The following is a 16,760-nucleotide window of genomic DNA, read 5'->3' on the forward strand; positions in this document are numbered from 1 at the left end:
AATAAAAATTTAGAATTTTACATATGCAAAAAAGAGTATTTTGTGTCTTGCCAGTTTATAATGATTGGGAAAGTCTCGAAATTTTACTGGAAAATTTAGAAAAAAGCCAAGAAGCTTATTCGAATGAATATTTGTTTTCAGCTGTAATTGTCAATGATGGGTCAACTGAAGAAATGACCATTCTAAAAACAAATATTGAACATAGAATCCTTAATTTAAAAACAAATGTTGGGCATCAAAGAGCAATTGCCATAGGTTTACAGTACGTTTTCAATGAAACAGAAAAGATTGAATGTGTTGTAGTTATGGATAGCGATGGAGAGGATAAGCCAGAGCATATTATTCACCTTTTAGAAAAAGCCAAAACAGAAGATTTCAATAAGATTATTTTTGCTCAAAGAAAGAAAAGACAAGAATCGTCGTTGTTTAAAACTGGCTACTTTTTTTATAAAAAATTATTCAATTTTTTGACGGGTCAAAAGATTAGCTTTGGGAATTTTTGTGTTATCCCAAAAGATTTGTTGACTAGTGTAGTGTACCTTGATAATATATGGAACCATTTTTCAGGGGGAATTATACAATCCAAAATCCCCTTTGATAAAGTACTCTTAGATAGGGGAAAGAGGTATAAAGGGAGCTCTAAAATGAATTTTTATAGTTTAACTTTACATGGCTTAAGCTCTATTGCCGTATATTTTGACTATTTATCTTTAAAAATATTAAAGTATTCTTTTTACGGAATAATTGCCAGTATAATATCTATATGCTATATATTGCTTAAGAAGTTTTTTACTGATACAGCCATCCCTGGCTGGGCTTCAAGTTTAATATTGATTATTTCCGGAATAATTTTACAACTTTTTTCTGTTACATTAATTGTGTTGCTTCTTCAATTGAGTTATAGAAAAAACATTAACAAGCCAACATCAAAGGTCTACCTAAATTTCATAAGAGATGTTCAAAAATTTAATTAAGAATAAATATTTATTAATTAGTTTACTGACTTTGGTTGGTTTTCATTTTGTTTATGGTCTTCAAATAATTATTCCAAATAATATAAATTGGTTGATGTCTGCTTACCACGATTGGGGTCAACATTATTTAGGATGGGCTTTTTTCAGGAATGAGGAATGGCATTTCCCTATAGGTTATATTGAAAATTTCAATTATCCTGCGGGAACAAATGTAGGTTTTACAGATTCTATTCCTGTTTTGGCAATTATTTTTAAAACTTTCTCTTCGGTTATTCCAGAAAATTTTCAATATTTTGGTTTATGGCTTTTATCAAATCATTTATTAACTGCTTTTTTTAGTATTAAAATTCTAAGTAGGTTTAAGGTAAGTACAATTCAGATTCTGCTTTTTGCAATCTTGATAACTTACAATCCGGTTTTAGTTTACAGATGTATGCACCCGGCTTTATGTGCTCATTGGTTGATACTAGCCTCAACCTATTATTATTTATCTTTTAGTGAGATAGGTGTTTTTAAAGCATTAAACAGACAATTGGTTTTAACCGTATTTAGCGCTCTGGTTAACCCATATTTGTTTTTTATTGTAGTTGGATTTGGTTTTATTCTTCCAATAAAGGCTTATTACATCCATAACAAAATTTCTTTAAAATTATTCCTGTTTTATCTGTTTGTTCCGATAGTATTGGTTTTGTTATCTTGGTATACAATTGGGATGATCTCTTTTAATTCTAATGTAGACATGGAGGTCTCCAATAGTTATGGGCTGTACAGCTTTAATTTGAATTCTTTTTGGAATCCAGATGGCTTTTCAAAGTTCTTACCTGGTCTCAAAAAAGTAACAAATCATCAATACGAAGGTTTTGGTTATCTAGGTTTAGGATTTATAGTTCTGATTGTCTCCACAGTTATTATTTACTTTACCAAGTTAAATACTGTGGTCTTAAAGAAAAAAGAGTTACTCCCATTATATTTACTATGCTTTGGATATTTTTTGTTTTCGATTACAAATAGTGTATCATATGGAGAACAAGTATTATTTGAATACTATTTGCCTAGTTATGTAAGTCGATTAGGTAGTGTTTTCAGGGCTAGTGGTCGATTTGTATGGGTATTATATTATTTAATGTTATTTTATTCAATAGTCGTTTTAACAAAATCTAAAATAAATTTAAAAATAAAAACAATTATAGTTGTATGTGTTTTTATAGTTCAGATTGTTGATACCAATCGGCTTTTATTCTCGAGAACTTTACCTTTTGGAGAGTATAAAATCACTAAATTTTCTGAAGAGATTTGGATCAAATTGACCTCTGGATTTGATAAAATAATTACATACAAGCCTTTTAACAATCATTTAGGATACAAGATGTCCTATCAAGATTTGTGTCTTATAGCTTTAAAAAACAATTTACCAATAACATGTGGTTATGTTGCCAGAGAGACTCGAAACGAAAACAAAAAATACCTTGAAAGTATAGATTTAGATATAAGTAAAGGACGTTTTAATGAAGAAGCTATATATATTGTTTCTCCCGAGGAAATATCTAATTTTTATTATGTCTTGGAAAGAAATGAAATGGAAGTTAGGTTTTTGGATAATTTTTATTTTATTCACAGCCTTAAAAAAAAGAATGATTTCCAAATAGCCAAATCGAGAGCAGAATTAAGTCAACTAGACAAGCTAAAAAAAGATATAAAACACACTAATTTTAAAAAGAAATTAGATACTCCCCCCATAATAACAGAACGCGATAATATAAAAAATGGCTTAGGAAGAAGAATTGATAATGATGAGGTTATTCAATTAAGAGGGTGGGCTTTTTTAGAAAATAGTCCAGATAATGTCTCTGATTCTATTTATCTTTTTTTACAAGGTAAAAACAATACTTATTTATACAAAACCAAAATAAGAGAGAGACCCGATGTTGTAGAAGTTTTTAATGATAAAGGTTTGATAAATTGTGGTTACTCTGTAACAATTTTCAAGGAGGATTTAAAGATAGATAACTATAGGCTAGGGATAGGTGTAAAAACAAAAGATAACAAATGGGCTTTTAACTTTCTAAATACAGGTGGTTTCTCTAACTTATCAACAAGCACACCACCAAAAAAAGTTAAAAACATACCGGAATTAATAGGAAGCATAATAAAGAATGTTGAAAGGGTAGATGTAAATTCTAAAGATATATTAATCCAAGGTTGGGCGGCTGTAAAAAATAGAAATGCATCTGGTTCCGAAATTAAAATTCTTTTAACAGGAAACAATATGAACTACCTTATCGATACGGAAAAGATTTCGAGAGAAGATGTGAGTATATACTTTAAAAATCAAGGAGGTTTTAATTATGATAATTCAGGTTTTAGATGTAGCGTAAAAAAAGTATATTTAGAAAAAGGGATTTATAGTTTGGGTGTTTTAATCAATCATAATGACAAAGAGTATTTTAATTTAACCGACAAGAAGATTGAAATTAAATAATCACACATATCACTTTGCTCAATAATGAAGAGGATATTCGGAAATGTTGGTAAAGAAAAAAAGATAGTTTTAAAGAATGCTTTTTCTTTAACTGTAATGCAGGCAACAAATTACTTGTTGCCTCTTATTGTTTTACCCCATTTAACAAGAGTTTTAGGTCCAGAAAAATTCGGAATTGTTTTTTTTGCACAAGTATTTATCAATTATTTTATGATATTGTCAGATTATGGCTTTAATTTTATTGGTGTTAGACAAGTAGCTCAAAATAGAGATAATAAAACAAAGCTAAACAGCATAGTATCTTCTATATACAGCCTTCGTTTGATTTTAGGAATACTAGGCTTTCTAATTCTTTTAATTGTTGTTTTTAGCTTTAACAGGTTTGAGGAAGATAAAGAAATTTATTTCTACACCTATGGTATGGTGATAGGTAACATACTTCTACCAACTTGGTTTTTTCAAGGTATGGAAGAAATGAAATACATTACTATTCTCAACTTTTTTGCAAAATTCACATTTACGTTATCAATATTTTTTGTCGTTAATTCTCAAGAAGACTTTATTGTGGTCCCTCTTTTGAATTCTATTGGTTATATCCTGGCTGGTACCATTGGGTTTTTTCTAATAAAATCTAAATATGGAGTATCAATTACTCTTGTTCTTTGGAAAGAAATAAAAGACCAATTAAAAAATGGATTTAATATTTTTGTGTCGAATTTGAGCATTACCACATATACTAGCACTAATGCGTTTATTTTAGGTAATATAGTTAGTGACAGTATTATGGGATATTATGGTAGTGTTGAAAAACTGATACAACCTATTAAGTTTTTATTTTCGCCTGTTTTTAATGCTACATACCCCTATTTTGCACAATTAACAGTAAAACATAAATCGAAGGCACTAAAAGAAATGAAGCTAGGTATTTTTGGCTCACTTATTTTTGGGTTAATTCTTTTTTGTTTAATTGTTTTTTTTGCGCAGGATATTATTACTTTAATTTTAGGTAAAGAATATTTAAAAGGTATCGACATATTTTATATTTTCTCTGTTTTAATATTAATTACACCAGTGACTTATTTTATTTTTAATGTGGTTTATTTGTCGTTATCTCTAGAGAGATACACCATGAGAATTTATTTATTTGGCGGATTATTCAATTTTGTTGCTCTTTTTACTTTGTTATTAATAATGGAATCAGCTGCTATTGCAGCTGCTTTATCTAATGTAATAACCCAGGTGTTAAATTTAACTTTTGCTTCAATAGTTTTAATTAGGTATTTAAAAAGAAACAACGATTAATATAGAATGAAGTTAGGTAATATCTATGTATTACATGAAAGAGGTGCGAAATCTCACTTTATTGCTCTTGAGTACTATGGTGAAAGATTTGGTAAAACTATTATTTACAGGGAGTTTTCCATTATTCGTTTCATGTTGAAAAGCATTTTAAGACTCGATATTTCGCTTTTTTATAAACAGGTTATAAATAGTTGTTTTATCGTTAACCTTATATTTTCAAAAGATAAGACAATTATCTTAGGAATTGCACCTCTTGATTGGAGATTGCTTGTCTTTAATTTTTTATTAAAAAAACATAAAGTTTTGTATTTCACCTCCTGGACCTGTTGGGATGGAACCTTTTTCCCAAAAAAAAAGTTTGAGAATACTCCTTTGATAAGAAATGTATGGAAATTGTTTTTAGAAGAAACCATAGATGGACTGTTTTGTGTAACCAGTACAGGTCTACAAAATTTAAAAAACAATTATAATATAAACTGTCCTTATAACGTTGTAGGGCATTCCGTTGAAAAGTTCGAATTGAATGAAGACAAAGAAACTGAAAAAGTAAGTGTAATAAAGTTAATTTATGTTGGTAGACTTGTAAAGGAAAAAGGAATCTTCGAAATGTTTGAATTATTAAAAAAAATAAATCCAGAAAAATTTTCTTTAACAATTGTTGGTGATGGTAAATTGGCACATTTAGCGAAGTCTTACTCTGAAAGGTATACTAATATTTACTATAAAGGATTTGTATCTTCCAAGAAGGACCTTTTTGACTTATATAAGGGGCATGATATTCAACTTCTTTTTTCTCGTAAGTCGATGTATTGGGAAGAACTCTTTGGTATGGTTATAACTGAGGCTATGTCTCAAGGAGTAATAACCATTTCTACACAGCATTCTGGCCCTGAAGAAATAATAGAAGATTCGATTAATGGCTTTCTTATTCCTGATGATAAAAATTTGGTTGATAATGCCAGACACATTCTTATGAATAAATTAGGGAACCTACCTGCTCTAAAAAAGAATGCGAAAAATGAATCTAACAAGTATTTTCCAGAAAATTTATATGTAAAATGGAAGGAGCTTTTAAATGAATGAAGTTAAAGTCAATATAATTTTAGTAAACTTTAATACTACAGAAGATACTATAGAGTGTATGGAAAGTATTATTAAGCAAGAATACTTAAATTTTCAAATTTTCTTAGTAGATAACTCTACAGAACTTGGTACTGTTGAAAAAATAAAGACATGGGCTAAGGGAAAAATAAAAGAGAAGATTACTTCCCACTATCCTGAATATGTTTACCCACTAAATACAAAACCCTTATCTTTCGCATTTTTAGAAGAAAAGTATTTAAACGAACCCGGTTTCAGAGATGAAAAAGTTGTTCTTATTAAAGCTAAAAAGAACAAAGGTTTTGCATCAGCAAATAACATCATTTTAAATTACCTTAGGGATAAAAAAGAAGAAGCCATATATTGGTTACTTAATACAGATACTGTCATTAGCCCAGATTCCATAAATAAAATTGTTCGTTTTTATTCTAGTAATAAAAAGGCAGGAATCATAGGAACCTCTTTAATGGAGTATTATGACCGAAGTAAAATTCAAGTTATAGGAGGCCTATACAACCCCTTAACAACAAAACTAATTGCCACTACCAGATGGAAAGAATTTGAACAATCTAAATTAATAAAATACCCCAATGGGGCATCTATGGTTATTTCTAGGGAATTTCTTGAAAAAGTAGGGGAGATGGAGGAAAAATATTTTCTTTATTTTGAAGAATTAGATTGGGTTATGAGAGGAATAAAAAGTGGGTTTACTCCCGCCTTTTTAATTGATAATATAGTATATCACAAAGGAGGAGCTTCAACAGGTAAAAACAGTAAGTTAGCAGATTACTATTATTTAAGAGGAAAATTTTTGGTTACTAATAAATTTTTTGAAAAATATAAATGGTTTGTTTTTCCATTATTATTTCTTGGTTTTCCTTTAAATAGGATTTTGCGAGGTCAATTTTCTCGAATTATCATATTGTTTAAGGTAATAAAGTCCAGTATTACCAGAAATAACTGATTAACTCAAAAACGGATATGAATTTTAATCAAAAAAGTTAAATTTGATTAATGAATAAAAACTAATTAATAAAAGTAGTGAATCTCACCGTAGATGATTATTAGTCTTCAAAAAGTTTATGTTTATTTCATTGTGTTTTTAATATTAGCACTTTATTTTGTTAACAGGATAGAGATTAATATTTGTGTTTTTTTTCTGGGACTAATTATCTTCAGTCAAAGAAAAAATACTGGTTTTATTATAAACCTAACCAGCTCTTTATTTTTGGTTTTTTGTATTGGTTTTTTGATGTCATTAACTTCAGGAAATTCGATTTATGACATATTTAAGGATGTAGTTTATTTCTTAAAACCAATTTTTGCTATAACATTTGGTTTCTTACTTTTTTCTTCTTTAGAGCCCAGGAATATATATAGAACTATTATAATTTTGGGAGTTATTTTTGCTGTTTTTCATTTATTTTCTGTCCTTTCAGTTTCTAATTTATTTTCTCAATCAATTCATACTATTAGGGCTCAAGCTGGGTTAAATAATTTTATCGAGATGTTATCAATCTTGATTTTTTTGGTTTTGAGGAAAAACAATATTCAAATCTTTTCGAGAGTTAGGACCAGGTTTTTTTTTGTTATTCTATTTGTCTCTTTTGCGATGTACTTTTCCAGAACCATGCTATTATCTCTCGGGGTAATGTATTTATTTGCAATGGGTTATCATAGGTTGAGTAAAAAAGGAATATACATAGTTGTTTCAATTTTTGTTTTTGTAATTCTTTTTTATTGGTACTTGTTTTCAATTGAATTAAGTATAGGAGCTACTGGAGTTGAAGGGTTTTTGTATAAAATTAGAATGGCCCCATCAGAAATATTCTATAATGGTAATATAGACGTCAAGAATATTGCCTTTAAAGACTTAAGATATCTTTATGATCACTGGAGAGGTTTCGAGGCTTCAAGGGCAATAGAACAATTAAATGGAATAAATTTCTTTTTTGGAAATGGTTTTGGAGCATTAGTGGATTTAGGTTTTGAAATGGATTTTCATGGGGATAAACTTCAATATATTCCAGTTTTACACAATGGTTATGTTTATGTTTTGTTTAAGACAGGAATTTTTGGCCTAATATTGTATTTGTTTTTTTTCTATGGATTATATAAAAATCTTAACAGAAGAGACTATATAGATAGGGACCATAAAATATGTTCATCTTTAGCTTTAGCTTTAGCTTCATTTTATTTTTTAACTTCATTCGTAATTACAGGCATCTACAATCAAGGCGATTTAACAACATTAATTTTTGGTGCCATTTTAAGTATATGTGGAAGAAAGGTTTATCAGTTAAAAGCAGAATTTAAATGAAAATATTAGTTGACGCTCATGTATTCGATGGAAAATACCAAGGCACACGAACTTATATAAAAGGTCTATATAATGAATTAATATTAAAAAATAAATCATGGACCTTTTATTTCATATCTAATGATAAAAACAACCTAAGTAATCAATTCATTAATAGTGACAACGTAAATTTCTTAGAATATAAATATAGTAATCGAGCTTTTCAATTAATTTTTGAGTTTCCACTCTTAAATCGAAAGTTAAATATAGATTATAGCCATTTTCAGTACATTTCACCCTTATTTAAATTTGGAAAACATATAGTAACTAATCATGATATATTATTTGAGGAAACAAGATTTAAACATTTTTTCCCATTTTTATACAGATATATAAAAGGGCCATTGTTTAGGCTCTCGGCAAAGAGGGCAGACGTATTACTAACCGTTTCTGAGTATTCTAAGGGTAAGTTAAATGAAATATACAACATTCCAATTAATCGTATAGGGGTTACTCACAATGCAATTGAATTCAACACTCTTAATACTAAAGAAAAGACAGGAAAAAATATTAAAGAAATCATTAAAAGTAATTATCTGCTCTACGTAAGCCGAATAGAACCAAGAAAAAATCATATTTCCATTTTAAGAGCTTATAAAAACTTAAAACTTAAAGAGAACTTTTTTAAAATTATTTTTGTTGGAAGTCAAGATATTACTTCTTCAAAACTTAATAAATATATTCAAGATAATGAGGAGTATCTAAAAAATGATTTTTTTATTTTTAACAAGGTAAATGATTCGGAACTTTATGAATTATATAAACATGCAGATTTAGTTTTATATCCTTCTATAGCTGAAGGTTTTGGTATACCACCATTAGAGGCTGGTGTTTTAAAAAAGAAAGTGGTTTGTTCAAATTTAACCGCAATGTCTAGTTTTAATTTTTTCCCCTATCATGTCAACCCTCTTAATCAAATTGAGTTTGAAAAAGCTATCACTGAAGCGTTAAATGATAATAACTATCCTTACAATTATATCAATAAAACTATTCTTGAGAGGTATTCTTGGGAAAAATCGGCGATAGAATTTAAAAAGATGCTAAACTAATCAACAAAGTATGCGTATAGGAATAATAGGAACCAGAGGGATTCCAAATTATCATGGTGGTTTTGAGCAATTTGCAGAATTTTTTTCTGTTTTTTTAGCTGAGCGTGGGCATGATGTCTATGTTTATAATTCAAGCAACCACCCTTATAAAGATAGATATTTTAAGGGGGTAAATATAATAACTTGTTCAGATCCAGAAAATAGAATAGGTACAGCCGGACAGTTTGTTTATGATTTTAACTGTATTTTAGACTCAAGAAAAAGAAATTTTGATATTATCCTACAGTTAGGATACACAAGTAGTTCTGTTTGGAGTAGGCTTTTTCCTAAGAGTTCTGTTGTCATTACTAATATGGATGGTCTTGAGTGGAGACGTTCCAAATACTCAGAAAAGGTAAGGCGTTTTTTAAAATATGCTGAAAAGCTGGCCGTAAAGTTTAGTGACTTTTTAGTAGCAGATTCAATCGGAATTCAAAACTATATAAAAAGAACTTACAATTTAGATTCCAAGTTTATTGCCTACGGTGCAAATGTCTTTCTGAATCCTAATATGGATATTTTAGAGAAGTATAATGTTAAAGCATTTAGTTACAATTTACTAATTGCAAGGTTTGAACCTGAGAATAATTTAGAAACAATCTTAGATGGCGTGGCTGGTGCAAGTAAGGCAGAAACATTTTTGGTTATAGGTAAGCATGATACCAATGATTTTGGAAGATATTTAAAAGAAAAATTTAAGAACCTTAGAAATATAAGATTTATTGGAGGCGTTTATAACTTGGAACATTTGAATAATTTAAGATATTTTTCAAATTTATATTTTCATGGGCATTCTGTGGGTGGAACAAATCCGTCTTTATTAGAAGCAATGGCTTCTAATACTTTGATAGTAGCTCATGATAATGAGTTCAATAAATCGGTTATAGGAAGTGATGGTTTTTTCTTTAATAATAGTGAGGAAATAAAAAAAATATTAAATGAAGTTAGAAAAGAGAATCATCATAAAAAAGTAGAGAATGCTCTGGAAACAATCAACAACAATTACAATTGGGAATTGATAAACAAATCATATCTGGACTTTTTCAATGAATGCCTTTACTAATATATTTTTCAAAAATAAACTAAAAAGAGAGAATTACTTACCGATATTATTAGGTTGTATATTATCTTCTTTAATGTTGGGTTATGCTTTGAGCAGTATATTAGTTGGCGCTCTAGTGGTTTCTTCCATATTTCGTCTTTTCTTTAATCCCTCGAGTTTTAAATTCAATTACAGACTTACCTTACCAATTTTATTATATGTATTATTTGTAGTTTCAATGTTTTGGTCAGTAAACAAAGAACTAACGTTGAAGGGAATTGGGAGAACGGTAACTTTGTTTGTTATTCCTTTGAGCTTTATGTGTTTACCTAGCTTAAATAGTAAAGACATAACTAAAATATTTAAGATTTTTACTGTTTCAAACCTTATTTTCTGCAAGTTTTTCTTGTTTTATGCTATATATCGTTTCATTTCTACATCTAATTTAGCTGTTTTTAGTTATCACGAGTTGGTTTCAATATTAGATTTAAATGCTATTTACGTATCGGTTTATTTTGCTTTGAATCTAATTTATATCATCCAAAAAAGTAAAAAAAGTAGGTTTGACATATGGGTAGCAATAGTTTTTTTAGGGTTTATTATTTTACTTTCATCAAAGACTATAATTGCTTGTTTACTTATATTATTAATTATCTATTCTTTTTTAAGGTCAGGTTTTAAAAAGCTTTTTAAAAAAAACATAATAGTTTTTATCATATCCTCACTAATCTTTTTGTTGATATCTCAACATGTAGTTAGTAGATTTATTTCTGAAGGTAATTCTAATATTGAAGAAGTTCTTGCCATGAAAGATACCAATCATACTTACCCATGGACCGGAACAACAATAAGGTTGTTGCAATTGAGATTTTTACATAATCAAATTCAGGAAGATAATATTTTTATTACCGGTTTTGGTTTATTTGCTTCAAGAGAGAATTTATCGAATAGGCACAAGAGTTTTGGTACTTATCCTGGTTATCATAGTTACAATTATCATAATATGTATGCCCAAATACTTTCTGAAACTGGGGTTTTAGGTTTTTCCATTTTATTTGGTATTTTGTTACTAAATATAGTTTTATCAATTCAAAGAAAATCATACCTGTTTTTAAGTTTTTCCATCATCATGACTGTTTGGTTTTTAACCGAATCCGTTCTTTGGGTTCAAAGAGGGTTATTTTTCTTTATCATTATTCACTGTATTTTCAATAAATTGCAAAACTATAATTCGGATTGGAAAACCGAAAACTAGATTAAATAAGAAGTTTAAACAAAAAAGCGACATTTGACCAAATTTAAAAAAGGTAGATATTCGGGTTTCATTAAACCTATATCGTGTTTATTCGATTTATTAGTTTTAAACTATATGGTTTATTTATTTCAAATAAATCTTATACACCCCTATCCATTTCATATTTATGTATCGTTATTTTGGTTAATCTTATCCTTCCATAACAAGTTTTATGAAGTCTACAGATTTACTAGGATAATTCAAATAATATCGCTTCTAATCAAGCAGATAATTCTATTCTCCATAATAATTTACGCTTATATAGGCTTTTTTAAGCAACCTCATTTAAGCAGGCTTAATTTAGGTAACTATTTGATTTATGTTTTCTTTGTATTGTCTTTTTTTAAATTTTTAATTTACTTTTTACTCAATAAATACAGGAGTGCTTTTGGTGGTAATTTCAGGAATGTAGTTGTTATTGGAGAAAATGAAAAAACAAGACAACTAATTAATACGTTTAATGTTAGATCTGATTTTGGATATAAATTTAAAAAACAATTTGATTCTAAAAATGATAATTTTTCTTTAGAGGATTGTTTTAATTATGTTATTGAGAATGATATACATGAGATTTATTTCTCAATAGCAGAATTAAATAACCAGCAGATTAATCATTTAATAGATTTTGCAGACAACAACCTAAGAGAGCTAAAGTTTATTCCAGACAATAAGGAAATTTTTTCAAAAAAAATTAAATATGAATATTATGATTATATTCCAATTTTATCTTTGAGAAATATTTCGCTTCAAGAGCCAATTAATAAGTTCTTAAAAAGGTTATTCGATATATTATTATCATCTATTATAATTTTTTTTGTTTTATCCTGGTTAACACCAATTCTTGCCATCATAATAAAGTTAGAGTCTAAAGGACCTGTGTTTTTTAAACAATCTCGTAATGGTTTTAACTACGAAGAGTTTCACTGTTATAAATTTAGATCAATGACTCCTAACAAAGATGCACATCTAAATCAGGCCACTAAAGGAGACAATAGAATTACAAAAGTGGGAGCTTTCATAAGAAAAACAAGTATAGACGAACTACCACAGTTTTTCAATGTTCTTTTTGGAGATATGTCTGTAGTAGGTCCAAGACCTCATATGGTAAGCCATACCAACATGTACGCACAAAGAGTAGATAAATTTATGGTGCGTCATTTTGTGAAACCTGGTATAACAGGTTTAGCGCAAACAAGTGGTTATCGAGGGGAAATAGAGCAAGATAAAGATATCGTCAATCGGGTTAAATACGATATTTTTTATGTTGAGAATTGGTCTCTGTTGTTAGATTTAAAGATAATTGTGCAAACCTTTGTAAACGCACTAAAAGGTGAAGAAAAGGCATATTAATATGAAAGTGTCAATCATTACCGCTACTTATAATTCAGAAAATTTTATTGAGAGTACTATTAAAAGTGTTATTTCTCAATCACATAATAATTGGGAATTAATCATTATAGATGATGCTTCAGGCGATGATACTGTAAATATCGTTGAAGGCTTAGTTTCGCTTTATCCAGATAAAATTTCCATTTTAAAGAATAAAACAAACCGAGGTGCTGCTGTAACTAGAAATCGAGGAGTAGAATCTGCCACTGGAGATTTTATTGCATTTTTAGACGGTGATGATATATGGAAACCCCATAAGCTAGAAAAGCAAGTTAAGTTCATGTTAAAGCATAATGCAGACATTTGCTTTAGTAGTTACGACTTAATGAATGAAGCAGGAATTAGTTTAAATAAAACAATCCAAGCATTACCCGTGCTCTCTTATAAGAAATTCTTAAAATGTAATTATATAGGCAATTTAACAGGTGTTTATAATGCAAAGACACTTGGCAAGATATACGCACCTAACCTCAGGAAAAGACAAGACTGGTTAATGTGGTTAGAAGCGGTAAAGCGAAGTAAAAGTCCAGCTATGGGTATGAAAGAATCTTTAGCAATTTATAGAGTTAGGGAAAACTCCATATCCTCGAATAAATTTGATTTGTTGAAATATAATTATTGGATATATAATAAAGGCTTAGGATTTTCCGCAGCTAAATCGGTTTACAGGATGACGATATTCTTTTTTGAGTACTTTTTTGTAAAGCCGAAGCAAACTATCGATTCACTAAAGACGTAAATTGTTTTAATTTGCCCGCTTTGGTTCTTTTTATCGCCTCTTTTCGTTCAAAAAGTACTTTAAGACCTGGTTCAAGATATTTGTTCAAAGCATCTTTAATGGCTTCTATTTTAGCTTCAGAAAGTATTTCTGCGCTGGTATAAATAATCTTGAAAGTATCTATTTTTAATTGCTCAACGACAAACTCTTTAACATTAGCGTTATCTTCAATTACCGTTTTGGTTATATAATAAAAAGTTAAGCCTGCTGCCTTTTTTCCGCTGGGCAATAGGGCAAAGTCGTTGGTTCTACCAACTAATGTTTTGAGAATAGTTTTTTTTGCTGAGCTATTTTTAGATAAAGCGCCATAATCTCCCAGTTCATATCTAATAAAAGGATGTGCTTTATTGTGGAGTGATGTCACTACTATTTTACCTTCTTCTCCAAGCTGGAGGGGTTCATTGTTTTCTCCTAAAACTTCAATGAATAAGTCTTCATTGTTTACAACCCAATCTCCTTCATTATTATTAAAGGCGATGAGTCCAACTTCAGCACAACCGTATTCGTTAATAATTGGAACACCAAGTTGCTTTTCTAATAGTTCCTTATCGTTTTCGAATAAAATTTCAGCAGTAACGATACAGGCATTCAGGGTTGGGCAAATATCTTTAAGAACAACATTGTTCTTTTTTAGGAATTTTGCGAACTGAACAATTGCACTGGCATAACCATTAATGTAATCAAATTTAGTTCTACTGAATTTTTTCAAATTATTTTCAAGTGCTTTGTCGCTCATGTCGAAAACCGAAAATCTAAATCTATTCCCGAGAAAATCTTTTAATCGTTCTTTATAGTATCCTATTTTATCTAATGGGATGCCATAAAATCTAGCTTGTTTGGAGGTGTTAACATCTATATTGAACCAATTATACCTATCCATAAAGTTGGCCCAAGTTAGAGCATGGCAAAATTTATCCTTTGCAAAAATCAATGGTGTACCAGAAGATCCAGACGTTTTATTTACATAGGTGTTTTTTAATGAGAAACCGTTAGATAGTTTGTCACCTAAGGGCTTTTGTAAATCTAATTTAGTAATTACAGGTACAGAGTTCCAATCCTCAAGATTAACATTTTTGGCAAAGGTTTTATAAAACGTGTTGTGTTTTAAGTGGTAAGCAACAATATCTTTTTTTTGTTGTTCGATATATGCCGAATACTCATTTTCATTAATTTTCTGAATATCAATTAATCGTTTTTTAGCTTTTTCCAGTGGAAAGCCTTTAAGTTTTAATGATAAATTAAATAAATTCACGAGTCGACAAATATTTGTAAAGTAACTAAAAAATATTCGTGTATTCGTGGCATTAATTCTATTTTTGCAATTGAAAAAATGCTTTTTGAAGTTTATATTGAAACAACAATAATCTATCATTCCCACATAAACGTGGAATAAAAAGTAACACCATGAATATCTTAGTTTTAGGCTCTGGAGGAAGAGAACATACATTTGCTTGGAAAATAGCTCAAAGTCCGTTATGCAATGCGTTGTACGTAGCACCTGGTAACTCAGGTACGGCAGAAGTGGCCACGAATGTTAATATTGGTGTTACCGATTTTGAGTCCATAAAAGAACTTGTGTTGGACAAGCAGATTGATTTGGTCGTTGTAGGACCAGAAGATCCTTTAGTGCAAGGTGTTCACGATTTCTTTTTGAAGGATGATACCATCAAACATATTCCGGTAATAGGACCACAAAAAGCAGCAGCAGAGTTAGAGGGTAGTAAAGAATTTGCCAAAGAATTCATGTATCGTCATAAAATTCCAACGGCAGCTTACGAAAGTTTCACAAAAGAAACTGTAGAAGCTGGCTACGAATTTTTAGAATCTCTAAATCCGCCCTATGTTTTAAAAGCAGATGGATTGGCAGCAGGAAAGGGTGTGGTAATTTTAAATGATATAGACGAGGCTAAGGCTGAGTTAAAGAGCATGTTGGTCGATGCCAAATTTGGTAGCGCAAGCACCAAAGTAGTTATCGAGGAGTTTTTAGATGGTATTGAGTTAAGCTGTTTTGTACTTACCGATGGCAAGAATTACAAAATTCTTCCAACAGCAAAAGATTATAAACGTATTGGAGAAGGCGATACGGGCTTAAATACGGGAGGTATGGGCGCTGTATCGCCAGTACCTTTCGCTACAGATGAATTTTTAAATAAAATTGAAGAGCGTATCGTTAAACCTACTATTGAAGGTTTTAAAAAAGATAGACTACCATATGTTGGTTTCGTCTTCATTGGGTTAATTAAAGTAGGAGATGACCCTAAAGTGATTGAGTACAATGTAAGAATGGGCGACCCAGAAACCGAAGTTGTTTTCCCTAGACTTAAAAACGATTTGGTAGAGGTGCTTCAAGCTATGGCTAGCGGCACTTTAGATACCATAGATTTGGATATTGATCACCGTGCAGCAACAACCATTATGGTGGTGTCTGGAGGTTATCCTGAGGCTTATGAAAAAGGAAAAGAAATTACAGGAATAGCCAATATCAAAGATTCCATTCCTTTTCATGCGGGCGCACAATTGCAAGATGGTAAAGTGGTAACGTCTGGTGGTCGTGTAATTTCAATTACATCTTACGGAGAGACCTATCAAGAGGCCATAAAAAAATCTTACCAAAGTATAGATAAACTAAACTTTGATAAGATGTATTATAGAAAGGATATAGGCTTCGACCTATAAGAAAGAGTGCGAAGAAATACTCTTATCCTCTTCGTTGTTGTCGTTGAATATCTTTAGTTGCTTCATCCAGTAAACAATAGCAACCATACAAATAATCATAAAAATCCAAGATATAGCGTTGGCTAGCCACCAATTGTCTAGTTCTAAAGCTCTTAATGCATCATACGGAGCAAAAAGAACGTTAACAAACAAATCTTGTATTGCGTAGAAGAAATCTTTCATGTGTTTTCTAATAGTTTTCTAACCGTTTTAGAGTTAGTATATTTACAGAGCAAAAA

The 16,760-nt window shown here is 29.9% G+C and carries 14 protein-coding genes; 12 read left to right on the plus strand and 2 right to left on the minus strand.

Annotation, left to right across the window (positions count from 1 at the left end):
* Nucleotides 1-23: 23 nt before the first annotated feature.
* The 11 genes from M0214_RS06215 (at nt 24) to M0214_RS06265 (ending at nt 13,767) form a co-directional block, all read left to right on the plus strand.
* Nucleotides 24-974, plus strand: a complete 951-nt coding sequence (locus M0214_RS06215) for a glycosyltransferase (RefSeq protein ID WP_248724603.1) — start codon at nt 24-26, stop codon at nt 972-974.
* A complete protein-coding gene (locus M0214_RS06220) occupies nt 955-3,453 on the plus strand; it encodes a DUF6311 domain-containing protein (RefSeq protein WP_248724604.1) in 2,499 nt (832 codons plus the stop codon). Before M0214_RS06215 ends, M0214_RS06220 begins: the two co-directional genes overlap by 20 nt.
* Nucleotides 3,454-3,477: 24 nt before the next feature.
* A complete protein-coding gene (locus M0214_RS06225; RefSeq protein WP_248724605.1) occupies nt 3,478-4,755 on the plus strand; it encodes a flippase in 1,278 nt (425 codons plus the stop codon).
* A 6-nt stretch (nt 4,756-4,761) separates the two neighbouring features.
* On the plus strand, nt 4,762-5,838 hold the full coding sequence (locus M0214_RS06230; protein ID WP_248724606.1) for a glycosyltransferase: 1,077 nt from the start codon (nt 4,762-4,764) through the stop codon (nt 5,836-5,838).
* Nucleotides 5,831-6,820, plus strand: a complete 990-nt coding sequence (locus M0214_RS06235; RefSeq protein WP_248724607.1) for a glycosyltransferase — start codon at nt 5,831-5,833, stop codon at nt 6,818-6,820. The genes M0214_RS06230 and M0214_RS06235 overlap by 8 nt, the downstream gene beginning before the upstream one ends.
* 288 nt (nt 6,821-7,108) lie before the next feature.
* Nucleotides 7,109-8,176: a hypothetical protein gene (locus M0214_RS06240; RefSeq protein WP_248724608.1), complete on the plus strand. Its 1,068-nt coding sequence runs from the start codon at nt 7,109-7,111 to the stop codon at nt 8,174-8,176.
* Nucleotides 8,173-9,264, plus strand: coding sequence for a glycosyltransferase family 1 protein (locus M0214_RS06245; protein WP_248724609.1), 1,092 nt, complete (start codon nt 8,173-8,175; stop codon nt 9,262-9,264). The genes M0214_RS06240 and M0214_RS06245 overlap by 4 nt, the downstream gene beginning before the upstream one ends.
* Before the next feature lie 10 nt (nt 9,265-9,274).
* On the plus strand, nt 9,275-10,366 hold the full coding sequence (locus tag M0214_RS06250; protein WP_248724610.1) for a DUF1972 domain-containing protein: 1,092 nt from the start codon (nt 9,275-9,277) through the stop codon (nt 10,364-10,366).
* A 298-nt stretch (nt 10,367-10,664) separates the two neighbouring features.
* The gene (locus M0214_RS06255) at nt 10,665-11,600 is read left to right on the plus strand and encodes an O-antigen ligase family protein (RefSeq protein ID WP_248724938.1); all 936 of its coding nucleotides are present in this window, start codon (nt 10,665-10,667) and stop codon (nt 11,598-11,600) included.
* Nucleotides 11,601-11,633: 33 nt separating this feature from the next.
* Nucleotides 11,634-12,989, plus strand: a complete 1,356-nt coding sequence (locus M0214_RS06260) for an undecaprenyl-phosphate glucose phosphotransferase (RefSeq protein WP_248724611.1) — start codon at nt 11,634-11,636, stop codon at nt 12,987-12,989.
* Nucleotide 12,990: 1 nt separating this feature from the next.
* Complete coding sequence (locus M0214_RS06265; protein WP_248724612.1) at nt 12,991-13,767, plus strand: glycosyltransferase; 777 nt, start codon at nt 12,991-12,993, stop codon at nt 13,765-13,767.
* Here M0214_RS06265 and M0214_RS06270 read toward each other — a convergent pair.
* Nucleotides 13,745-15,058 (minus strand): phenylacetate--CoA ligase family protein, encoded by a 1,314-nt coding sequence (locus tag M0214_RS06270; RefSeq protein ID WP_248724613.1) that lies wholly within the window; start codon nt 15,056-15,058, stop codon nt 13,745-13,747. The two genes, M0214_RS06265 and M0214_RS06270, sit on opposite strands and share 23 nt — an antisense overlap.
* Before the next feature lie 152 nt (nt 15,059-15,210).
* Here M0214_RS06270 and purD point away from each other — a divergent pair, with 152 nt between their 5' ends.
* Entirely contained in the window at nt 15,211-16,482 is a 1,272-nt protein-coding gene (gene purD, locus M0214_RS06275) for a phosphoribosylamine--glycine ligase (protein WP_248724614.1), read from the plus strand.
* Here the strand turns inward: purD and M0214_RS06280 are convergent.
* Nucleotides 16,477-16,704 (minus strand): uracil phosphoribosyltransferase, encoded by a 228-nt coding sequence (locus tag M0214_RS06280; RefSeq protein ID WP_248724615.1) that lies wholly within the window; start codon nt 16,702-16,704, stop codon nt 16,477-16,479. The two genes, purD and M0214_RS06280, sit on opposite strands and share 6 nt — an antisense overlap.
* Nucleotides 16,705-16,760: the final 56 nt, after the last annotated feature.

Source organism: Seonamhaeicola sp. ML3 (assembly GCF_023273855.1).
GTDB lineage: Bacteria > Bacteroidota > Bacteroidia > Flavobacteriales > Flavobacteriaceae > Seonamhaeicola.